At 66.4% G+C, this 21,459-nt stretch carries 18 protein-coding genes; 2 read left to right on the top strand and 16 right to left on the bottom strand.

The genetic code is table 11. From position 1 onward, the window contains the following. Window positions 1-24 precede the first annotated feature (24 nt). Together ACIBI6_RS13515 and ACIBI6_RS13520 are read right to left on the bottom strand one after the other, a co-directional pair. Window positions 25-369, bottom strand: a complete 345-nt coding sequence (locus ACIBI6_RS13515; RefSeq protein WP_364357809.1) for a hypothetical protein — start codon at window positions 367-369, stop codon at window positions 25-27. 295 nt (window positions 370-664) lie between these two features. After that, entirely contained in the window at window positions 665-1,909 is a 1,245-nt protein-coding gene (locus tag ACIBI6_RS13520) for an ATP-binding protein (protein WP_364357806.1), read from the bottom strand. Between the two features lie 175 nt (window positions 1,910-2,084). On the opposite strand from ACIBI6_RS13520, the gene ACIBI6_RS13525 reads away from it, so the two are divergent. Beyond that, window positions 2,085-2,450 (top strand): hypothetical protein, encoded by a 366-nt coding sequence (locus ACIBI6_RS13525; protein WP_040693724.1) that lies wholly within the window; start codon window positions 2,085-2,087, stop codon window positions 2,448-2,450. Here ACIBI6_RS13525 and ACIBI6_RS13530 read toward each other — a convergent pair. From ACIBI6_RS13530 to ACIBI6_RS13585, 12 genes are all read right to left on the bottom strand, one after another. After that, entirely contained in the window at window positions 2,437-3,528 is a 1,092-nt protein-coding gene (locus ACIBI6_RS13530; protein ID WP_396956281.1) for an S-adenosylmethionine:tRNA ribosyltransferase-isomerase, read from the bottom strand. The genes ACIBI6_RS13525 and ACIBI6_RS13530 overlap by 14 nt on opposite strands. After that, window positions 3,525-4,223 carry an SDR family oxidoreductase gene (locus tag ACIBI6_RS13535; protein ID WP_364357800.1) on the bottom strand — a complete coding sequence of 233 codons (699 nt, stop codon included), beginning with the start codon at window positions 4,221-4,223 and terminating at the stop codon, window positions 3,525-3,527. Before ACIBI6_RS13535 ends, ACIBI6_RS13530 begins: the two co-directional genes overlap by 4 nt. 84 nt (window positions 4,224-4,307) lie before the next feature. Then, window positions 4,308-6,422: an NAD-dependent DNA ligase LigA gene (ligA, locus tag ACIBI6_RS13540; RefSeq protein WP_396956282.1), complete on the bottom strand. Its 2,115-nt coding sequence runs from the start codon at window positions 6,420-6,422 to the stop codon at window positions 4,308-4,310. Window positions 6,423-6,635: 213 nt separating this feature from the next. Further along, on the bottom strand, window positions 6,636-7,688 hold the full coding sequence (locus ACIBI6_RS13545; RefSeq protein ID WP_396956495.1) for a methionine synthase: 1,053 nt from the start codon (window positions 7,686-7,688) through the stop codon (window positions 6,636-6,638). A 272-nt stretch (window positions 7,689-7,960) separates the two neighbouring features. Then, window positions 7,961-9,082 (bottom strand): tRNA 2-thiouridine(34) synthase MnmA, encoded by a 1,122-nt coding sequence (gene mnmA, locus ACIBI6_RS13550; protein ID WP_396956283.1) that lies wholly within the window; start codon window positions 9,080-9,082, stop codon window positions 7,961-7,963. Further along, complete coding sequence (locus ACIBI6_RS13555; protein WP_396956284.1) at window positions 9,082-10,308, bottom strand: cysteine desulfurase family protein; 1,227 nt, start codon at window positions 10,306-10,308, stop codon at window positions 9,082-9,084. The genes mnmA and ACIBI6_RS13555 overlap by 1 nt, the downstream gene beginning before the upstream one ends. A gap of 258 nt (window positions 10,309-10,566) precedes the next feature. Continuing rightward, window positions 10,567-11,532 (bottom strand): antibiotic biosynthesis monooxygenase, encoded by a 966-nt coding sequence (locus ACIBI6_RS13560; RefSeq protein WP_396956285.1) that lies wholly within the window; start codon window positions 11,530-11,532, stop codon window positions 10,567-10,569. A 10-nt stretch (window positions 11,533-11,542) separates the two neighbouring features. Next, window positions 11,543-14,257, bottom strand: coding sequence for a molybdopterin-dependent oxidoreductase (locus ACIBI6_RS13565; RefSeq protein ID WP_396956286.1), 2,715 nt, complete (start codon window positions 14,255-14,257; stop codon window positions 11,543-11,545). Continuing rightward, window positions 14,254-15,081 (bottom strand): FAD binding domain-containing protein, encoded by an 828-nt coding sequence (locus ACIBI6_RS13570; RefSeq protein ID WP_396956287.1) that lies wholly within the window; start codon window positions 15,079-15,081, stop codon window positions 14,254-14,256. The genes ACIBI6_RS13565 and ACIBI6_RS13570 overlap by 4 nt, the downstream gene beginning before the upstream one ends. A 229-nt stretch (window positions 15,082-15,310) precedes the next feature. Further along, window positions 15,311-16,342, bottom strand: a complete 1,032-nt coding sequence (locus ACIBI6_RS13575) for a lysophospholipid acyltransferase family protein (RefSeq protein WP_396956288.1) — start codon at window positions 16,340-16,342, stop codon at window positions 15,311-15,313. 5 nt (window positions 16,343-16,347) lie between these two features. Next, window positions 16,348-17,175, bottom strand: coding sequence for a GNAT family N-acyltransferase (locus ACIBI6_RS13580; protein WP_364359623.1), 828 nt, complete (start codon window positions 17,173-17,175; stop codon window positions 16,348-16,350). Window positions 17,176-17,376: 201 nt separating this feature from the next. Continuing rightward, window positions 17,377-18,648: an NAD(P)/FAD-dependent oxidoreductase gene (locus ACIBI6_RS13585; RefSeq protein WP_364359626.1), complete on the bottom strand. Its 1,272-nt coding sequence runs from the start codon at window positions 18,646-18,648 to the stop codon at window positions 17,377-17,379. Window positions 18,649-18,758: 110 nt separating this feature from the next. Between ACIBI6_RS13585 and ACIBI6_RS13590 the strand changes: the two genes are divergently transcribed. Further along, window positions 18,759-19,619 (top strand): LysR family transcriptional regulator, encoded by an 861-nt coding sequence (locus ACIBI6_RS13590; RefSeq protein WP_396956289.1) that lies wholly within the window; start codon window positions 18,759-18,761, stop codon window positions 19,617-19,619. 53 nt (window positions 19,620-19,672) lie between these two features. Here ACIBI6_RS13590 and ACIBI6_RS13595 read toward each other — a convergent pair whose 3' ends face one another. Further along, window positions 19,673-20,434, bottom strand: a complete 762-nt coding sequence (locus ACIBI6_RS13595) for an ABC transporter permease (RefSeq protein ID WP_364359632.1) — start codon at window positions 20,432-20,434, stop codon at window positions 19,673-19,675. Further along, window positions 20,431-21,453, bottom strand: coding sequence for an ATP-binding cassette domain-containing protein (locus ACIBI6_RS13600; RefSeq protein WP_396956290.1), 1,023 nt, complete (start codon window positions 21,451-21,453; stop codon window positions 20,431-20,433). Before ACIBI6_RS13600 ends, ACIBI6_RS13595 begins: the two co-directional genes overlap by 4 nt. Between the last annotated feature and the right edge of the window lie 6 nt (window positions 21,454-21,459).

A 21,459-nucleotide genomic window follows, 5' to 3' on the forward strand; every position in this document is an offset into this window, starting at 1 on the left:
GCCGTGCGACGGCCTGGCGGCCGGTCAGGAACCGAGCCCCGGACGCGCGCCCGGATGCGAGATCTGCCAGCGTTCCGGTTTGCCCGACGGGTAGACGACCGGGATGAGATCTCCGGGGGCAGGCCAGTTGTCCACATCCCACACCAGTCGGCCGTACACCACGGTGCCGGGAACCGACGGGCCGGTGAGATTGCCGGTAATGGTCACGTACTGCTCACCGGTCGCGTCGGGCCGCGGGCTCACCCCGGTGACATACAACGTCCCCGACTCCGGATTCGACAGCCGCACACCGTTGCGCCCACGCAGATAGAGCATGACCATCGCCACCAGCGCGCCGACCATGATCACCAACATCCCGAACTGCACCATGGCACCCATGCTATTGCTCCAGGAACGCATACCGCGGCGCTGCTGGGCACGGCAGCAACCGATGCCGGCGCAAATACGCTCACCAGCATCCCGAGCCGGACCATGCCGCCCGCGCGCGGTCCGGGCCACCACTGCGACACCACTAGGCGCGGCCACAACCGAGCCCGGCGCAGGTGCTCGCCAGCATCCGAGTTGCACCACGCCTCCCGCGCTCGGTCGGGACACGCAAACCGCAGCACTGGCAGCGCGACAGGCCAACTGCGACCGATGGCTCATGTGGCTCCAAGGCCGCGGACTACAGCGACGCGAGCTCGCTGGTGCCGTGGTCGGTGCGGCGGATCTGCCAGACGGCGGTGCGGGTGCGCTGGGAGCGACCGTTCGCCCGATCGATCAGCGAGCGATTGTTCGTGGTGAAGATCAATTGTGCGCCAAGGGAATTGGTCTCCGGATTCTGGAACAGCTGGATCAGTCGGTCGGTCTCCTCTACCGGCAGGTGTGCGCCGATATCGTCGATCGCGAGCACCCGGCCGGAGTCCAGTGCGTCGAGCATGGTCGGCAGCAACCGCAGCATCGAGAGGGTGGCGTCGGATTCCTCGGTGATATCGAAGGCGGAGTCGATGCCAGTGTGCACCAGTCCGAGGCCGACACCGCGCCGCCCGACCATCCGGGTGTAGAGGGCATCGCGGGCCGCCTTCAGATTGCTCAGCTCGCGCTCGAGCATGACCTCGGTGATGCCGTTCTCCCGCAGCAACTGATCAGCATGCGCGGGCGAGGTCGCACACAGCTCCACCTGTTTGGCTGTCCCCGCGATATCGGCGTCGAGTTCACGCAGATAATCCGCGTACATCGGGTCCGGCTCGGCGATCAGCAGATCGGTAATGCCGAGTTCGGCGGTGCGCAGCAGCATGAGCAGCCGCACCGCATGGTCCGGGGCGGCAGACAGATGGCTGCCGAGCCGATGCGCGACCGCCGTCGCATCCGTCGCACCGTGCTGCACCTCGAGCATCGCGGAGAACCACCGATACGCGGGCACCAGCGCCTCGGCATACATCTGCCCGGCGAGACTGAGCAGCAACGCATTCGGCCGCACCAGCGGTAACAATGCGGCGATGCCATAACGCGCGGCCTCGAACATCGGACCGATCTTGATCTGTTCGCCGTTGCGCTCGAATACAATTCGCTTGCGCGAGCGCGGATGCGTGTAGAGCCACTCGGCCGTCACGTCCGCGTTGTCCAGCCGGAAACCATAGGTGTACGGCACGCCCTCCGCGACGAAGCTCGCCACGAATTCCGAAGGACGATCCGGGAATCCGCGATGCGGCGCGCGCACCGGTCCCGCGTAGGGATCCCAGCCGGTCACCGAATTCAGCACCGCATCGCGCATCTGCCCCAGCGCATCGATCAGGCTGGTCTTACCGGCGGCACTCGCACCGTGCACCGCCGTCACCGGCACCGCGACCGGTCCGCTCCCCCGGCTCAAACGCAAGTCCTGCCGTTCGGCCAGCGATCTGTGATTGGTCACCTGAAAACTGCGCAGCATCCCGCCATCCTGTCGGTTCGCCCGCCGGGCCGCGACACCGCACCCTGGTCACGGGTCGGGATAGGGACTGCCGGTGGGGCTTCCGGCGGACAAATGCGCACGTCACGCGTTATCATGCAGGCGCCGCGGCTACCCGCTGGCATCTGCCGGAAATGTATTGATGAGGGATTAAACGATGGAACTGACGATTAGTCGTCTAGTGGCCCGCAGCTCCGTCGCGGCCGCGCTGGCACTCGGCCCGCTGGTCGTGCTCGGACCGCCGCAAGCCGCCGCCGAGGCACCCTGTCCGGACGGTACCGCCCGGATCTTCTTCCACGACGAGACCAACACCTGCCAGAGTGGCGGCACCTACAGCTTCGACGGCTCGCCCGCGCTCGTGAAGGTGTGCTCGGTCGGCAAGGTCCAGGTCATTGTCGACACCACCATCCAGAAGAGCCGGACCAAGACCAGGAACGCCCATCTCGATCTCAGCAACGGTAAGTGCGGCCGGATCGAGGTCGGTGGCCAGCTCGACTCCACCGTGAGCATCAGCCCCTCCTAGCGCCGGGGCCGAACAGCAACGCACTGTCACCGAACTCGTGCCAGAGATATCCGGTATCGAGTGCGGTGGCATACGCCTCCTGGACGGTGGCCTCGCCCGCGACCGCGACGAGTAGCTCCAAGTGCGATGCGCCTGGTGCGTGCCAGCCGGTAATGATGCCGTCGACTACCCGGGCGGGGCGCCGTGGACCGAGGACCAATTCGGTCCATCCCCGGGCCGGATGCACGATTCCGTCGCGATCGGTGGTGGTCTCCAACGCCCGCGTCACCGTGGTGCCGACCGCGATGATGCGGCCGCCCGCCGCCTTGGTGTCGTTCACCAGACGTGCTGTCGCCGCCGTTACCGCGAACCGCTCCGGGCTCGGAGGTTCGCCCACCTCGGGTGAGGAGACACCGGCGTGCAGGGTGATCGGCGCGATCGCGACGCCCGAGGTAACCAGATCGAGCACCAGCCTTTGCGTGAACGGGCGTGCCGCACTGGGCATTTCGGCGCTGCCGGGAATTCGGCCGAAGACGGTCGTGTAGTACGACGGCGACCAACGTTGTGGCACATAGGAATAGGTGATCGGATAGCCGTGGGTCGCCAGCAACCAGGTGGGATCGGCGCTGAGTTCGGCGATCCAGAGTCGACGCGCACCCGGCAGCCAGGGTTCACGCAGGGTGGCGGTGGCACCTTCCGGCAGCCGAATCTCATTGCCCTTGCTCAGGTCACGCGGATACGGTGTGCGTTCACGGGTGCGCACCTCCAGCACCCATAGTCCATCGCAACCGCCGAAGGTATCCGGTGGACCGCCGGCCCCATCGACGGGCGCATTGAGCCAGGTGGACAGATGCAGCGTGACGGGCATGTTGTCGAGGGTGCCGTCGACCGCCGCGGCCAGGGTCGCCGAATTGTTCACCACCACAAGGTCACCCGCGTTCAGATGCGCTGGTAGTTCACGGAATGTGTTGTGGGTGAGACGATCCGCCGCCACCAGCATCCGGACCTCGTCGCGCGCCAGCCCCCGTGCCTCCGGCGGAGCGGCGGCGTTGCGCTCGGGCGGCAGGACATCGGCCCATTCATTCAACGCCGTTGTCATCTGCCGACCCCCGCGGCGAAATCGGCGGCGGTATAGCGGCCGTTCTTGGGTCGCTGCTCGACCAAACGCAGCAGCGCCGGCACGACGGTCTCGGGCTCGGGGCGATCGGAGATATCGTCGCCGGGAAATGCCGCCTGATGCATTTCGGTGCGCATATCGCCGGGATCGAAGGCGTAGATCGACTGCTTCGGATGTTCGGCGGCCAGGATGGCGGTGAGTTGATCCAGGGCCGCCTTCGAGGAACCGTAGCCGCCCCAATCCGGATACGGCTCGACGCCCGCATCGGAACTGATATTCACCACGACACCATCCGGATCGAGCAGCGGCAGCGCGAACTGCAGAACCGCCAGCGGCGCAATGACATTGGTTCGATACACCAGCTCGAGCTGATCGAGCGGATAGTTCGCCAGGCGCGGCATCGGACTGGGCCCCAGCCTGCTCGCATTGTTCACGAGCAGCTCGAGATGTCCGAACTCGCCCGCGACCGCGGCCAGTTCGGCGCGATGCGCCGGATCGGTGATATCGCCCGGCACCGCGAGAAATGCTTCGCCGAGTTCGGAGCCCACCCGGGCCAGCCGGTCGGCGCGGCGGGCGGTGCCGATCACCCGCCACCCGCGGTCGATGAGCGAACGGGCGAGAGCCAGTCCGAGTCCCGCCGAAGCACCGGTGACCAGAGCGGTAGAGCGGTGAGTCATATCGAATCTCCTGATAGTTACCTACCAGTCGATCCTCATACCTGAAGCCAGGTTCAGGTCAAGGCGTATTCGACGACGGCATATCTACTCCTCGGCTTCGGCATCCTCCGCGGCCGTCTCCGGCGTCACCGCCGTCGGACCCTGCTCGAGCAGCTTGCGGAATCCGTCCTCGTCGAGGATCGGTACACCGAGTTCCTCTGCCTTGGCGGCCTTGGAGCCCGGCGAATCACCGATCACCACGAAGGCCGTCTTCTTCGAGACCGAACCCGCGGCCTTACCGCCACGCACCAGGATCGCCTCCTTGGCGCCGTCGCGGGAAAACCCTTCCAGCGACCCGGTTACCACGATCGATAGACCCTCGAGTGTGCGCTCGATGGACTCGTCGCGTTCATCGGCCATCCGCACACCCGCGGCGCGCCACTTGTCGACGATCGCGCGATGCCAATCGACGGTGAACCATTCGGCGACCGCGGCGGCAATGGTCGGCCCGACACCGTCGGCGGCGGCCAGTTCCTCCACCGCGGCGTCCTGGATCCGATCGATACTGGCGAATTCTCTGGCCAACACCCGCGCCGCGGTAGGCCCGACGTGCCGGATGGACAACCCGACCAGCACCCGCCACAGCGCCCGATTCTTGGCTGTCTGCAAGTTCTCCAGCAATCGCTTGCCGTTGGCGGACAGGCCGCCGTTCTTATTGGCGAACAGCGTGGTGGTGAGCAGCCGCGCCTCGTCGAGGTCGAACAGATCGCCTTCGTCGGTGATCGCGTTCGACTTCAGCAGATCATTGGCGGCCTCGTAACCGAGCGATTCGATATCGAACGCGCCGCGCCCGGCCACATGGAACACCCGCTCCCGCAGCTGCGCCGGGCAGAACTGTTGGTTGGGACAGCGGATATCGGCGTCGCCCTCCTTCTGCGGCGCCAGCTCGGTTCCGCATTCCGGACAGTGCGTCGGCATGACGAATTCGCGTTCGTCGCCGGAGCGTGCGTCGACCACCGGGCCGAGCACCTCGGGAATCACGTCACCGGCTTTGCGGATGGTGACGGTGTCGCCGATGAGCACGCCCTTGCGCTTGACCTCGGAGGCATTGTGCAGGGTGGCCATGGCGACCGTGGAGCCCGCTATGGACACCGGCTCCATTACCGCGAACGGGGTGACCCGGCCGGTGCGTCCGACATTCACCTCGATATTCAGCAGCTTGGTCGTGGCTTCTTCGGGCGGGTACTTGTAGGCGATGGCCCAGCGTGGGGCACGTGAGGTCGAGCCGAGCCTGCGCTGCAGCGCCATCTCGTCGACCTTGATCACCTGGCCATCGATTTCGTGCTCGATATCGTGCCGGTGTTCGCCCCAATAATTGACGCGCTCGATCACCGCATCGATGCCCTGCACCAATTTGGTGTGCTCGGAGACCGGCAGACCCCATGCGGCAAGCGCGCGATAGGCCTCGTGCTGTGAGGTCGGTGTGTAGCCCTCGATACGTCCGAATCCGTGGCAGATCATCCGCAGCCGACGCCGCGCGGTGACCGCCGGATCCTTCTGGCGCAGCGAACCCGCCGCGGTATTGCGCGGATTCGCATACGGCGGTTTGCCCTCGGCCACGATCGCCGCGTTGAGAGTCTCGAAATCCTCCAGCCGGAAGTAGACCTCGCCGCGCACCTCGAGCAGCTCCGGGACCGGGAACTCCGCGGTCGCGGTCAGCTCGGTCGGAATGTCGTCGATGGTGCGCGCGTTGAGCGTGACGTCCTCACCGGTGCGCCCGTCGCCGCGGGTCGCGCCGCGAACCAGCCGCCCCTTCTCGTAGACCAGGTTCAACGCGACACCGTCGATCTTCACCTCGCACAAATAGTGCAGATTCGAGCCGGTTTCGGCCTCGACCCGACTCGCCCAGGTGCGCAGCTCGTCGAAGTCGAAGACATTGTCCAGTGACAGCATTCGCTCGAGGTGATCCACGGCGGTGAAATCCGTCGCGAATCCGCCGCCGACCAGCTGCGTCGGCGAATCGGGCGTGCGCAGATCCGGATGCGCGTCCTCGAGCGCCTGCAATCGCCGCAGCAGCTCGTCGAACTCACCGTCGGAGATGATGGGCGCGTCCCGCACGTAATACCGGAACTGGTGCTCCCGAACCTCGTCCGCAAGCCGCTGCCACTCCACCCGCTGCTCCGCCGTAGCCGGGTCCGCCGCAATGTCGCTGTCACTCACCCATCGCACATTAGTCGAGCCCACCGACAAGTCACCGCCACATTCCCGCACGTCGCGGCGGACTAACCGGGCGGCGGATCCCGTCCGAGATGACGTTGCCCGTCGATAGCGCCGCCCGCCCCGCCGCGACTCCGCAGTCGATCATCTCCGTTTCGTACGCGTGCAACGCGGTGATCGGATCGCCGTCCGCGGCGGCGTCGGCGTAGCGGAACGTCAGGAAAAGTCGAGGGATTCCGGGTCTTCGGCGTAGGCGCGGGCCACTTCGGTGGACAGGCGCAGGGCTTGGCGGGCCCATTCGAGTGGGGCGCCTCCCAAGCCGCAGGCGGGGGCAACCAGGATCTGGGTAGCCAGCACAGTGCGGCGAAGGCCGAGGCGGTCGATCAGGCGGACGCCGGGTTCTGCGATTTCGCGCCAGGTCGGGGGGTTGGCGGGCGGCGTGGTCGGGATCAGGCCGAGGGCCAATTGCTTTCCCGCGTCCAGTGTTTCGCCGATATCGTCGAGTGCACGGGGGGTGATAGTGGCCATATCGAATCCGACAGCGGTGGCCGCGCTGTGGCGGAGGAAGGATAAGGCGGGCGCGTCGGCGCAGGTGTGCACCAGCACAGGGGCCGACTGCGCTGCAATGACCGCGTCCAGTACCGCGAGTGCCTCCGGTTCGGGCACCGCACGCACCGTGTCGAGGACGCTCACGCCGCGCAGCGAGCCGTTCAGCACCTCGGTCAAGGACGGTTCATCCAGTTGCAGAACGACTTCCGCGCCGAGGCGTTTGCGCACCTCAGCCGCGTGTTGGGCAAGGCCTTCGGCGAGGGATTCCGAGATATCGCGCACCGCACCGAAATCGGTGAGCACACGGTGTCCGACGGGGAGTTCGAGTTGGGCCGCGAGGGTCAGCGGGCCGATGGCCTGCAGCTTGACCGTGCCCGCCGAACCCGCTGTCGCCCAAGCCTCTTCGAGCGCGTCCAGATCCGACCTGAGCAGATCGTGCGCACGCCGCGAGACCGCACCCGGCCGGGCTGCCAGCCGATAGCCCCGGGTGGTGGTGTCGAATCGCATATCCACCAGGAGTGCCGAGACACGGCCGATCATGTCCGAACCCACACCGCGTCCCGGCAATTCGACCAGATGCGGCAGATCCGGCAACTCACCGATGATGGTGCCCGCGGCCTCCCGCGGATCTGTCCCCGGCCAGGAACCGACGGCGGTCGCGATCCCGCCCGGAATCCGCACGGGTTCCTTCGCCGGGATTTCGCCCGATTCCTTGGCGATTTCGCTCACGACTGCGCCTCGCTGGCGCTCGGCTCCGCCGTGCGCGACTGCGCGCTGTGTCGATGGCTCACTCGCTGACGCTCACTCACGACTGCGCCTCGCTGGCACTCGGCTCCGCCGTGCGCGACTGCGCGCTGTGTCGATGGCTCACTCGCTGACGCTCACTCACTGCGTTGCCCCTAAGCGGGGTATGCACCCCATTGCGTGGTGGATCCCGGTCTGCGCCGGGACGAAGCGATCTCGCTTGCCGCGCCGCCCGATGTCGGCGGCACTCACTGCCTTGTGCTCGCGCCCGCGCTACTCACAGAATCCGACGCATCGCGCGCGGTGTCGGTGATAGTGCCACTGCCGATCACCTGGTCTCCCAACGCATCCGGGCGATACAACACGACGGCCTGGCCGCGGGCCACACCGGTCAGCGGCTCGCGCAGACGCACAATCAACCCGTCGCCGACGGCTTCGGCAACGGCAGGTGCGGTACCGCCGTGCGCGCGCACTTGCGCCACGCACTCGATCGGCCCCTCGGGCGCCGCACCGGAAGTCCAGATGGCGCGCTCGGCCTGGACGGTCCACACCTGCAGATCCTCGGCCGAGCCGACGCGCACGGTGCCCGAGTCGGGATCGATCTCGGTGACATAGCGCGGCTTACCATCGGCGGCCGGACCCGGCAGTCCGAGCCCTTTGCGCTGACCGATCGTGAACCCGTGCACGCCTTCGTGATTCGCGAGCACCTGCCCGTCTGCATCGACGACCGCACCGGGCCGGATGCCGATCTTCGCGCCGAGGAAGGCCCGGGTATCACCGGACGGGATGAAGCAGATGTCATGGCTGTCGGGCTTATTCGCCACCGCGAGCCCACGCTCGGCGGCCTCGGCGCGGATCTGCGGCTTCGGGGTGTCACCCACCGGGAACATGGCCCGCGACAGCTGCTGCGCGGTCAGCACCGCGAGCACATAGGACTGGTCCTTGTCGGCATCGACGGCACGGCGCAGCACTCCGTCCTCGAGCCGCGCGTAATGGCCGGTGACCACGGCATCGAAGCCGAGTGCCACCGCGCGGTCGGCGAGGGCGGAGAACTTGATCTTCTCGTTGCAGCGCAGGCAGGGATTCGGTGTTTCACCCGCGGCGTAGGCGGCGACGAAATCGTCGATCACGTCTTCTTTGAAGCGGTCCGCGAAATCCCAGACATAGAAGGGGATTCCGAGCACGTCGGCGGCCCGCCGGGCGTCGCCCGCATCCTCTTTCGAGCAGCAACCGCGCGAACCGGTGCGCAGCGTGCCCGGTGTCGCGGACAGCGCCAGATGTACGCCGACCACCTCATGACCAGCGTCGACGGCCCGTGCCGCCGCCACAGCCGAATCCACACCACCACTCATCGCGGCGAGTATCCGCATCAGACACCTCCCTTCGCACCGGCCAGACCCGCGGCCCTGGCCCTTTCCACAATCTGGGGCAAGACATTCAGCACCGCGTCCACATCGGCGCGAGTCGAGGTGTGCCCCAATGAAAATCGCAGTGATCCACGCGCCTGCCACGGCTGCACGCCCATGGCGATCAGTACATGACTCGGGGTGGCCACACCCGCGTTGCAGGCCGACCCGGTAGAGCATTCGATCCCGGCCGCGTCCAGCAGCATCAGCAGCGAATCCCCTTCGCAGCCGGGGAAAGTGAAGTGCACATTGCCCGGCAGGCGTCGCTCACCGGCCGGACCGCTCAGCACCGCATCCGGAACGGTATCGCGGATGCCCTTGATCAACTCTTCTCGCAGCGCGATCAATTCCGTTGTCCGCGTCGGGAACTCGGTCACGGTGTAGTTCAGCGCGGTGGCGAGCCCGACGGCCGCGGCGGTATCCGAGGTCCCGGAACGCAGATCGCGCTCGTGCCCGCCGCCGTGCATCAGTGGCACACACGGCACCTGCCTACCGAGCAGCAGCACGCCGACACCATGCGGTCCACCGACCTTGTGCCCGGCGAAGCTCGCCGCCGAAAGCCCACTCGCAGCGAAATCGATCGGCAGCTGCGCGGCGGCCTGGATCGCGTCGCTGTGCATGGGAACGCCGAATTCCTGTGCCACCGCGGCTAATTCGATGATCGGCGCAATGGTGCCGACCTCGTTATTGGCCCACATGATGCTCACCAGCGCGACCTCGTCGACATATTCGGCCAGCGCCGCGCGCAGCACCCGCGGCGACAGCACACCGTCGGAGTCGACCGGCAGCCAGGTCACCTGCGCGCCGTCGTGCTGCTCCAGCCACTCGACGGCATCGATGACGGCATGATGTTCGGTCGAACCCGCGATAATCCTGGTGCGGCGCGGTTCGGCATCGCGACGAGCCCAGTAGATGCCCTTGATCGCCAGATTGTCGCTCTCGGTCCCGCCCGAGGTGAATATCACCTCCGATGGCCGGGCGCCCAGATCGGCGGCGATCGACTCGCGCGCCTCCTCCAGCATCCGCCGGGCCGCACGCCCGGAACCGTGCAGTGACGAGGCATTGCCCGTCATCGCGAGCGCGGCCGTCATCGCCTCGATTGCGGTAGGCACCATCGGAGTGGTCGCCGCATGATCGAGGTAGACCGTCTGGGGCGCCCCATGGACCGAACCCGCAAAAGCCGACTTCATGACCGTCAAAGCCTATCCCACCGTTGACCTGCACATCTTCGGGGTATCCCGCCGCTTTCGCCGATTTGTCCACGACTCACCCACGATGCGCAACCCGCCGACCACCTTTCGATATTCCCCGCCCGGCGCATCCCCGATGGTCAGCGCCCGATCCCACGGCGAATCCGGGCGAGCGGCCGACTCGCATGCCACGACCCTGACGCCGAAGCTCTCGAGCACAATTCCCGAACCCACGGGGCCCGTACCGCTGGGTGGCCGTCAGGGCAGCGACCAGAGCTTGGTCGTCGCCACGTAGAAGAGGACGACCCAGGTCAGCATGACGGCGACGACGATGGCGATGCCCTGGATGTTCGTCTTCGCCGCTGGTGTATCCGGGGGCGGGCGCAGCCACCGCCTCAGCAAGCGATTCACGTAGTACGGCATCGTGACGTAGCTCATCACGAAACTGGACAGCAGGTTGCCGATCAGCAACCCCAGCCACAGCGGCATCCGCAACGGCGACAGGGCGAGGGTGAGCAGCACCACGGTGGGGTAGAGGCCCACCCATACCGCGATCGCGGTCTTGGTATCCGACGGAGTCTCGTTGCGGTTCTCGTCGAAGGCGAACCAGCTGCCGAACGAGCTATCGATGGTGCGCAACTCGAAGTCGCTGAACTTCGCGCCCTCGGCGAGGAGCTCCTCACGCCGCTTCGAGGTGAGCCAGGTGGCCAGATTCGCCGCGGTATCGAAGCGGTAGAGCGCCGTCCACTCGTCCTGCACACCCTCGATGGGGCGGAAGAGCTCGGTGCCGCGGAAGCCTTCGAATTTCGCCTCCTCCCGGCTCAGATCCGCTTGCCACGCAAGGAAATCCGCGACGCTCTCGGGAGCCACACGATGGGTCACCACCACGGTCACGAGGGGATCCACGGGTCGCGTGCCGCCGCTGATCACCTGCTGCGTGGCGGGGCCGTCGAAGTATTGCTGCCCACTGTCCAGGAATTCCTGACGGGTGGCGCTGTTTATCCAGTCCTGTAGATGACCGACGGAGTCGAAGCGGTAGACCACGACCCATTCGGACTGCACCGCGGTGGGGGCGGCGATCTCGGCGCCGACGAATCCCGGATAGCTCGATGCCGCGGCGTTCAGATCCTCCTGCCAGGACTTGAAGGCCTTCTCGAAACCCGGGCGCACCTGCTGGCCGATGATGACCGTCGCCGCGCTGTCGGTGAGTTTCCCGGCTCCCATCGCAGTCCCCTCACGGCTTTCGAGCCGGAACCGGTGTGAGTCGCCGGTAGGTGCGCTCGGGTGTGAGCGGCAGCGCGCGGAAACGTATGCCGGTCGCGTCCTGCAGCGCATTGGCCAGCGCGGGTGCCACCGGGTTGATGCAGCACTCGGCAATGCCTTTCGAGTGCATCGCCCCGACGGAATCGGCCGAGTCGACCGTCAGTACTTCGGTGCGGGGAATATCGGCGTAGGTCGGGATGCGGTAGTTGCGCAGGTTCGGGTTGACCATCGCGCCGTCCGCGTCGACGTGGAAGTTCTCGGTCAGCACGAAGCCGATGCCCTGTGCGACGCCACCCTCGATCTGGCCCCGCACCTGCGCCGGGTTGATGAGGACCCCGGCGTCGGTGGCGTGCACGCTGTAAAGGATGCGGATCTCACCAGTCATCCGGTGCACCGCGATCCGGAAGCCGTGGGTATTGAAGACGACACTGCGCGGCGACCCGAAAGCCTTGCGTGCCTCGGTCAATCGGATACCGCGGCGGCGCGCCACCTCGATCAGCTCCGACAGCGATACGTGGCTGTCCCCGCAGACGACCCCGGTGTCGACCATCGCACACGAAGCGATACCGACCCGCGCATATTCGGCCGCCAAGTACAGCATGCGATCGCGCAAAGCCTCGGCCGCCCGCAGCACCGCGTTCCCGGCGACGAACAAGCCCGCGCTGGCGAACGCGCCGGTGTCGAAACCCGTTCGGTCGGTATCGGATTGGACGAGGCGAACCCGTGCCGGCGTCGTGCCGAGCCGGTCGGCCGCGATCTGCACATGGGCGGTCGAGGTGCCCTCGCCGAATTCGACGGTGCCGACGGCGAGCTCATAAATACCGTCGTCACCGAGAGTCAGCCAGGCCTCGGAGAGGTGGTCGGTCGGGGGCGCGGTCTCGTGCAGCGAGCTGGCGGCGCCGGTACCGATGAGCCACTCGTCTCCCGGTGGCGGCTCGACGGTGTTGTGCCGCAACGCGTCATCGACGAGATCGATGCATTTGATGAGGCCGTCCTCGCGAAACATGACATCATCCGGGGCGTCGTCGAATGCGACGAGAGCATCACCAGGGCGCACGATATTGCGCCGCCGCAGCTCGAGCGGATCCATATCGAGCGCGACCGCCAGCTCATGCATGGCCGACTCCATCGCGAATGCGGGCTGGGTCATGCCGTAGCCGCGCAGCGCGCCACCGGGCACGTTGTTGGTATAGACCGAATATGCGTCGAACTTCTTGTTGGGGCAGCGGTAGGTCGCGACGGCCGTGCCACCGGCGAACAGCGTCTCGCCGCCGTGGTTGCCGTAGGCGCCGGTATTCGACACATTCCGGACCTGGATCGCGGTGAGCGTGCCGTCGGCCCGTGCGCCGAGCTTCACCGTCAGCGACATCGGATGCCTTGGTGAGGCTGTCGTGAACTCCTCCTCGCGCGTGAACTCGAAACAGACCGGCCGCCCCGTATCCAATGCGGCCAGGGCAACCAAATCCTCGGTGATGACCTCCTGCTTACCGCCGAACGCACCGCCGACCCGCTTACAGAACACGCGCAGCTGATCGGGTCGCAGGTCGAACAGATAGCCGAGCTTGTTCTTGGCGATGGAGGGCGACTGGGAGCTGGTGCGAACGTGCAGGCGAGCGTCCTCGATCCACGCGATCGATCCGTGTGTCTCGAGATGCGCATGCTGCACGGGCGGCGAGTGGTAGGTGCCCTCGTGGATCACATCGGCCTCGGCGAAGCCCGCCTCGACATCACCGATATCCCCGTGGATCTCGAGCAGGATGTTGTGCTCGGGATCGCGCACGAACGGGTCGTGCGAACCGTGCAATTGGGGAGCACCGTCGGCCATGGCCGCTTCCGGATCGAAAACCGCCGGCAGCACCTCGTATTCGACGACTACCTTGCGGCAGCCCTCCTCGGCGGCCCCGACGGTGTCGGCCAGCACCGCGACCACACGTTGACCGACGAAGCGCACCACGTCGTCGAGGATGTAGGTGTCGCTGGGATCGACGAGGTGATCGGTGTGGATGGCGGTCGTGAAGTGCTTGCGCGGCACATCTTCCCAGGCGTAGACGCGATGCACACCCCGAACCGCGAGCGCCGCGGTCTTATCGATAGACACGATGCGGGCGTGGGCGTGCGGAGAGCGCAGCACCTTCAGGTGCAACATGGCGTCGATCGCGGTGTCCATGGTGAATTCGGCGCGACCGGTCACCACCTCGGTCCCCGCCGGAGCGCCGACGCTGGTCCCGACGACTCGGCCCGGCTGGGCGACTTCGATCTCGGCGACACCGTGCACCGCATCTTCGATCGCCCGGTAGCCGGTGCAGCGGCAGAGGTTGCCCTTCAACGCGCGCGACAGGTCTTGCAGCTGGGCGTCGGTGAGCGCCACCGCGGTCATGATCATGCCAGCGGTGCAGAAGCCGCATTGGAAGCCGGGAGCGTCGCGGAACTGCCGCTGCATCGGGTGCATATCCTCGGGCGAACCCAGACCCTCGATGGTGGTGACCGCATGCCCCTCGGCACGGAATGCGGGTGTGATGCAGCTGTGCACGGGCTCACCGTCCAGCCATACCGTGCACGCGCCACAATCGCCCGCGTCGCATCCCTTCTTGACACCGTGCAAGCCGAGTGAGCGCAGGAATGTGCGCAGGCATTGACCCGGATTCGGCTCATCGTCGAAGGTGCTTTCGTTCACGGTGTACGTCACGGCCGACCGCCTTCGGTGAGCTCGACGCGGATCTCCTCGGCGAAGTATCTGGCCAGGTGGTGACGATGGTCGGGCGTGCCGTTCGGATCGCTGAACCACAGGTCTTCGGGGATGGCGTCGATGCGCTCGCGCATCGTCTCGGCGTCGGGCATGCTGTCGAACGCCAAGCGCACCGGGCGGGTGGTGCCCGCGGTGATGGTGAGCTGCAGGTCCGTGGTCTGCGGCGACTGGGTGGCGATCAGGAACAGCGTCGAGCGGCCCAGGCGCGTCAGGGTGAAGCGACGATGCGTACACCGCTTGCGAAGTGCGGTGACCGGGATATCGATGCGGCGCAGTATCTCGCCGGGGCCGAGGACGTTTCGGTGGTCCCCGATGACGAAGTCGGCGGCATCGATGGTGCGTTCGGATCCGTCGGCGGCCCACACGGTGTATGTGGCTGCTAGCGCGACCGTCAGGGTGATCATCGGCCCCGCTGGCAGCGACATGCAGATATTGCCGCCGACCGTCGCCGCATTCCAGACCTTGAACGAGGACAGGAACGCATCGCAGCATGTGGTGAACAGCGTCCCGGCGGGCCAATCACTCGGCGGCGCAAAGGCGTTCAGGTCACGGATGGTGCATGTCGCGCCGATCTCGAGTCCCGAGGGGCTCGGCACCAGGCTGTCCCAACCGAGTCCGGTGATATCGATCAGACGGCGCAGCTCCGGCTGCTCGGTCGAGAACAACCACGTCCCCCCGGCCAGCCACGCGTCGCCGTCGCGCCAGCCCGCGCCCGGTCGCTGAGAAGGACGCCGAACGATATCGGTGATCGTATTGAGATCCATCGCGCCGCTCCCTCTGGGAAGGTGCCGCCGATCGCCCGCCGAGTTCGCTCACGCAATGAATCCGCCTGTGCGGGGGCATCGCCGTACTCGCCTTGGCTCAACGTACCCGACCCGAGGACACCCCGGCCAGCAATCCCGCAGCCACCGCATGCGATTTCGCGGCCGCTGCGCTGAACCGGCGGAGGCCGACCGGGCAATCGCCCGGTCGGCCCCATGACCGTGCCTTCGATCAGTCTGTCGATACCGCAACCTGGTGGCCTGCGCCCCTGCGTCGGAACGGTCGCAACCGCCGCGACGGCCGTTGCGGCTGCGCATCGGCCGACTCCGGATCCTGTACCCGGGTCGCCGTCGCCTCGATCCAATCCGAGGCCTCGATGGCCCCGTGGCGCGACAGATCGGCACCGCGCACCGCTTGTTCACACCGACGAGCCAGATCACGACGATCGAGTCCGGGATACTCCACCGGCTCGAGCACCACCTCGGCCACCATGCCGCGCGAGCGCAGGACCCGCTTCGCCGAGGTGCCGAAGCTGTCGTCACCGACGAATCCGGGAATGGTCGACTGAGTGCCGTGTGAGTCCAGATACCGCAGCCGCACCGGCTGCACCGATGTTCCGGTATCCACCGCCGCCTGGAAGAGCGCGGGCCGCATAGTCCCGTAGGCGCGGCCGCACCATGTGGTGCCCTCGGGGAAGATCGCGATCCGATCCCCCGAAGCCAAGCGGTCACCGAGACTCGCCACCACGTCGGGTAGTTCGCGCAGACGTTCGCGTTCGATCGGAATGACCCGCATCAGCTTCGCCAGACCGCCGAGCAGCGGCCAATCGAGCATATCGGCGCGGGCCACGAATCCGAGCGGCTGCACCGCGGCCAGCACGACCACATCGGTCCAACCGATATGACCGGCGACGATCAGCAGTCCCTTGCCGGGTTCGGCGAAACGCGCCTGCCTCGACTCGGCAGCAGCGGATCGGTCCGCATCGGCGCTGCACCCCACCCGGTTATCGACAATGCGCAGCCGAATCCCCAAACAGCTCAGCACGGTTCGCGCATAACGCCGCCGCAGGTGTTCGCGCATGCCGCGCGGCGTGACGACGTTGACGATCGGAAAGCTGACCAGCAGCCCGGCCGCGCCGAGCAGACGGCCGACAACCCGTGCGGTGCCGATCTCGTCGACCGGATCGATGCAGCCGGGCCCGCACGGGCTCGACGGCATCCACGCGTGCGCGGTGCTCTGTGCGGGCGGCGCGTCGAACACCATCTACCTCACCGTCCCCCGTCGAGTGCGTTGGCGGCGTCCTGTAATCGGTTGAGGTAGCGGGTATTGATCGTGTCCAGACCCAGCAGCGCGACGAAGTCGGCGACCGCGAAATCCGGATCGTGCGCCGGTTCACCGCAGATCTCCGCGCCCAGGCGTAGGTAACCGCGCAGCAGCGGCGGAAGCTTCGGGCGCGCGGGTGGGGTCATCTCATCCAGAGTCAGTCCGTCGACGACCACCGGGTTGTGCGGATGCACGCGCCGCTCCGGATCGGATCCGTGTCGGCCGAGCAGCATGTCCCGCACGCCGCGCACGTTCCCTCCTGGCGGGTCGGCGGGGGTGTCCTGCATCGGTACCGATACGCAGCCCATCACCCACTCGTATCCGGTGAGCTGGATGTAGTGCAGGATGCCCGCCCACATCAGCGTCAGCACCGAACCGTTGCGATGGTCGGGGACCACGCAGGCGCGGCCCATCTCCACGATCCGGTTGCCCTCCGGATCCAGTTGGGACAGATCGAATTCCGTGGCGGTGTAGTAGCCGCCCGCCGCGATCACCTTGTCCGGCGGCAGCATTCGGTAGCAGCCGACGAATTCCTCGGACCGGTCGTCGCGGACCAGCAGGTGGTCGCAGTAATCGTCGAACCGGTCCGCGTCGAGACCGGTTCCGTTATCGGGGATCTGAAAGCCGGGCTCGCTGGCGAAGACGCCGTAGCGCAGCCGCTGCGCGGCCAGGCGGTGCTCCGAATCGGAAGAAACGACCAGCGAGTAGCGCGACCGTTCCTCCCCGGAGTCCGTCGATCGAGCCGGGGCTGTCAACACGGACGAAATAGTCATATCCGTGATGAAGCCAGCCAGAAACTGCGCCGGAGCAACCTCGAAGTGTCGCCACGATGCCGGTTCGGTGAACGAGATGATGGTCACACCGAGCGTTCACCGAACTGTCGTGCATCGTTCTGATTACCGCATCGCTTTCGCCGCCTTTTACCTGGTCGAGGGCCATTCTGTGTCCTCGGCCACGCTGCGCTACCGCGGCGCTCAGGCTGCGTCGCGCGCTGGCAGACCGACCACGTCCGGTGTCTGCTCCACCTCGTCGAAACCCGGGCGACCCGTACCGATGAAGGCGACGAGCCACGAGGCCACTGCGGCGAAACGATTGCGGAACCCGACCAGGTACAGCAGGTGCACCGCGAGCCACATGGTCCAGGCGATGACACCTCGGAAGGTGATGTGCTCATTGAGTTTCACCACCGCGCTGAACCGGCTGATCACCGCCATGCTGCCCTTGTCCCAGTACTTGAACGGGGTGGCGGGGAGCTTCTTGCGGCGAATGATGTCGGCGGCGTGCCTGCCCTCCTGCATGGCGACCGGCGACTGGCCCGGATAGCCGTTGAGCGAGGTCATATCGCCGATCGCGTAGATGTCGGCGTGGCCGCCGACGGTCAGGTCCGGATTGATCAAAAGCCTTCCGGCCCGGTCGGTTTCGCAGCCGGTAGCCTCGGCCAGGAGCTGCGCGAACCCGCCGGCCTGCACACCGGCGGACCAGACCACCGTCTCGGCCGCGATCCGGCGCTCGATGCCCTGCTTATCCTTGACGGTCACCTTGCCGTATTCGATATCGGTCACGAAGGTGCCCAGCAGCACCTCGACGCCACTCTTGGTCAGCGATGCCTTCGCATATTCCGAGAGTCCGCCACCGAAGGGCGGCAGCACCTCGCCCGCACCCTCGACCAGGGTCACCGAAACCTCTTGGTGGTAATGCCGTTTCGCGAGTTCCTTCAGCTGACCGGCAACCTCGACACCGGTCGCGCCCGCGCCGACCACCACGAAGCTCAGCAGTCGCTTGCGGGTCTGCGCATCCGCGTCCTTGGCCTCGGTGAAGACCCGCTCGATCTGTGCGCGCAGCAACTTCGCATCGTCGATGGTCTTGAGCGAGAACGTCTTATCGGCGAAATCGTCGCGGCCGAAGTACGACTGCGAGGCGCCGGTGGCTGCGATCAGCGAGCCATAGCGGATCTGTGTGCGAGCTCCATCGTGCTCGTAGGTGAGCACCGCGTTGTCGGCGTCGATGGCGACGACCTTGCCGAGCCGGACGTCGGCCTCCTTATGCCTGCGCAGCACCGAGGCGATCGGCGGGGCGATCTCGTCCGAGGCCAGCACACCTGTCGCGACCTGGTAGAGCAACGGCTGGAAGAGATGCTCCGGAGTGCTCGAGATAAGAACGTAATTGATGCCCGATTTGGCCAACTGCTTAGCGGCGGCAAGCCCCCCGAATCCCGATCCAACGATGACAACATCTGCGTGTTCCATGACAGCCTCCTTCTCTCATTACCAACCGTAATTCGATCCGCAGATATTTCAGGTGTTCAGGCGCATAATAGATATGACTCTTATCTGGATTGCTCATGAATGGAGATCAAGTGGAGCTTCGCCAGCTCACCTACTTCGTCGCGGTGTGCGAGGAGCTGAGTTTCAGCAGGGCCGCGGCCCGCTGTTACATCTCCCAATCGGCGATCAGCCATCAGATCGCCCGGCTCGAGCGTGATCTCGGCGTAGCCTTGTTCGAGCGCTCTACCAGGGCCGTTGTGCCGACCGACGCGACCATGCGGCTACTTCCCTTGGCTAAACAGATGCTCAGTCTGGAGTCGGCCATCCGCGCCACCGTGCGCACCTCTGGTCATCGCATCCGGCTGGCCGCCAATATGTCCTTCGCAACCCGGTCCCTGTCCGCGATCGCCGGAGCGCGCGCCGCGCATCCGGATGCCGAGATCGAATTCGTCATCAAACCGTTCCGGCAGCGGATCACCGCGGTGGCCGACGGCGACTGCGATCTCGCGCTCATTCGCGGCAGTGTCGACGAGCCCGGTCTAGCGGTCGAGAAGCTGTGGATCGAGGACCTCGTGATCGCCACCTCCGCGGCCCACCCGCTGGCCCCACGCGACCAGGTGACGCTGGCGGATCTGAGCCCGTATCCGCTGCTGCTCCCGCCTGAGCAGGAACAGGTCCTGCTGCACAATGTGATTCGGGCCGCCTTCGCCGATCTGGCCGCGGGCCCTACCTTCGGTCCGCCGATTCCACCGGACCACACCGCGACCATGGAGCTGATCAATCGCCCGGACACCTGGACCGTGCTCTACGCCGACAGCCCGACCGAGGGCCTGGTCGTCCTGCACCTCGCCCCCGAGCACCGACTACGGATTCCGGTCTCGGCGGTCTTGCGCAGCGATGCACGCCGCTCCCCGATCCTCACCACGCTGCTGTCGGGGCTGCACCGCCGCTGAGATCTGTCACCGCCCATGGCGGCAACAGATCTCGTGTGCCTGCGGATCATCGGTCAGGCATTTTCGCGGGTGAACCCGCGTGCACCGATCATCATCGCCACCGCCGCGACGGCCAGCGTGAGCCCGGTGCCGAGGTACACCTCGGAGGCACCGAAGTCACCGCGGAACAGGGCCCTGGCCGCATCGACGGTGTGCGAGAACGGATTCACCTTCCCGATCGTGCGCAACCAGCCCGGCCCGACACTCAACGGCAGCAGAATGCCGGACAGCAGCATCAGCGGCACCGCGAGACTATTGAGCACCGAGGCGAGCACATCCTCGGATTTGGCCCACAGCCCCAGCGCATAGGACGCCGCCGCCAAACCGGCTGCCATTACCGCGATCAACAGGACCGACAGCACCACGCCGAGCGGATCGGGTCGAACCCCGAAGGCCGCCATGGCAACTCCGACGAGCACCAGCGCCTGGACGACCAGCACGACCATGTCTTTGAGCACGCGTCCGGTCAGCAGCGCGCCCCGGCTCGCGGGCGTGACCCGCTGCCGTTCGACCACCCCCGCGCGCAATTCCGCCACAATGCTGAATCCGACATAGATGGCGCCGAACAGCCCGGTCTGAATGACCAGCGCGGGCGTGAGCAGCTTCCACGGGTCGGCATCCGCGCCGAGCGACGGCGCGATGCCCTTGACCAGCGGCCCGAACAGCACCAGATACAGCACCGGTTGGGACAGACCGATCAAGACCCACACCGGATTTCGCAGATTGGCCCGCAGTTGCGACCAGAAGATCAGTCCGGTCTCGCGCATGAACCTCATGAGTGACTCGCCTCCCGCAGCGAACGCCCCGTAATGGTGAGAAAGACATCGTCGAGGCTGGGACGTTTGACAGTGACCGCACCCGGTACGAGACCGCGCTCGTCCATGGCACGCAACAGGGGTACGACTGCGGTGTCGCCGCGATCCACGGTGAGATGCACCAGCGTCGCACCGACGCGGTCCGCACCCGCATCCTCCGAGCACACCAGCGAGCGCACCTCGAGCACCGACTTGGCGACCTGGAGTGCCAGATCGGCATGGACGTTATCGATTTCGAAGCTCACCACATCACCGGAGATACGGCGCTTGAGTTCGTCGGGCGAGCCCTCGGCGACGATGCCGCCGTGGTCCATGATCAGCAGGCGATCGCACAGTGCGTCTGCCTCGTCCAGATAGTGGGTGGTGAGCACGACCGTGGTGCCCCGCTCGCGCAGGCGCCGGATGTGATCCCACAGATTCGCGCGGCTCTGCGGATCCAGGCCGCTGGTCGGCTCGTCGAGATAGATCAGCCTCGGGCCGTGCACCAGGCCGAGCGCGATATCGACGCGGCGGCGCTGACCGCCGGAAAGCTGGTTGCATTTACGCCGAGCAAGTCCGTCCAGGTCGAGCGCCACGAGTAGTTCTTCGGCATTGTGCGTCGCCTGCGCCTTGCTCAGTCCGAAAAGCCTGGCCTGCAGCACCAATTCGTCGAGGACCAGGGCATCGTCATTGGTCATTCCGCCCTGGGCGACGTAGCCGATGCGCGAACGCACGGTCCGCTGCTCGACCCGTAGATCAGCGTCGGAGATGACCGCCTCGCCCTCGGTCGGGGCGATGAGGGTGCTGAGCATTCGCAGCGTCGTGGTCTTGCCCGCGCCGTTGGGGCCGAGCAGACCGAGGATCTCACCCTCGTACACATCGAAGTCGACGCCCGTAACCGCTTGGACGGGGCCGGTTTTGGTTTCAAACGTGCGCGCCAGCCCGCGCACCCGGATCACCGAGGTGCGGGTGCGATCGCGAACGGAGTCGTTCGTTTCCACCTGAAC

Source organism: Nocardia sp. NPDC050412 (assembly GCF_044458825.1).
Lineage (GTDB): Bacteria > Actinomycetota > Actinomycetes > Mycobacteriales > Mycobacteriaceae > Nocardia.

Excerpts from the sequence above, each read along its gene's own strand:
- ACIBI6_RS13515 (WP_364357809.1), bottom strand. The coding sequence starts at position 369 with ATGGTGCAGTTCGGGATGTTGGTGATCATGGTCGGCGCGCTGGTGGCG.
- ACIBI6_RS13520 (WP_364357806.1), bottom strand. The coding sequence starts at position 1,909 with ATGCTGCGCAGTTTTCAGGTGACCAATCACAGATCGCTGGCCGAACGG.
- ACIBI6_RS13525 (WP_040693724.1), top strand. The coding sequence starts at position 2,085 with ATGGAACTGACGATTAGTCGTCTAGTGGCCCGCAGCTCCGTCGCGGCC.
- ACIBI6_RS13530 (WP_396956281.1), bottom strand. The coding sequence starts at position 3,528 with ATGACAACGGCGTTGAATGAATGGGCCGATGTCCTGCCGCCCGAGCGC.
- ACIBI6_RS13535 (WP_364357800.1), bottom strand. The coding sequence starts at position 4,223 with ATGACTCACCGCTCTACCGCTCTGGTCACCGGTGCTTCGGCGGGACTC.
- mnmA (WP_396956283.1), bottom strand. The coding sequence starts at position 9,082 with ATGCGGATACTCGCCGCGATGAGTGGTGGTGTGGATTCGGCTGTGGCG.
- ACIBI6_RS13555 (WP_396956284.1), bottom strand. The coding sequence starts at position 10,308 with ATGAAGTCGGCTTTTGCGGGTTCGGTCCATGGGGCGCCCCAGACGGTC.
- ACIBI6_RS13560 (WP_396956285.1), bottom strand. The coding sequence starts at position 11,532 with ATGGGAGCCGGGAAACTCACCGACAGCGCGGCGACGGTCATCATCGGC.
- ACIBI6_RS13570 (WP_396956287.1), bottom strand. The coding sequence starts at position 15,081 with ATGGATCTCAATACGATCACCGATATCGTTCGGCGTCCTTCTCAGCGA.
- ACIBI6_RS13575 (WP_396956288.1), bottom strand. The coding sequence starts at position 16,342 with ATGGTGTTCGACGCGCCGCCCGCACAGAGCACCGCGCACGCGTGGATG.
- ACIBI6_RS13580 (WP_364359623.1), bottom strand. The coding sequence starts at position 17,175 with ATGACTATTTCGTCCGTGTTGACAGCCCCGGCTCGATCGACGGACTCC.
- ACIBI6_RS13585 (WP_364359626.1), bottom strand. The coding sequence starts at position 18,648 with ATGGAACACGCAGATGTTGTCATCGTTGGATCGGGATTCGGGGGGCTT.
- ACIBI6_RS13595 (WP_364359632.1), bottom strand. The coding sequence starts at position 20,434 with ATGAGGTTCATGCGCGAGACCGGACTGATCTTCTGGTCGCAACTGCGG.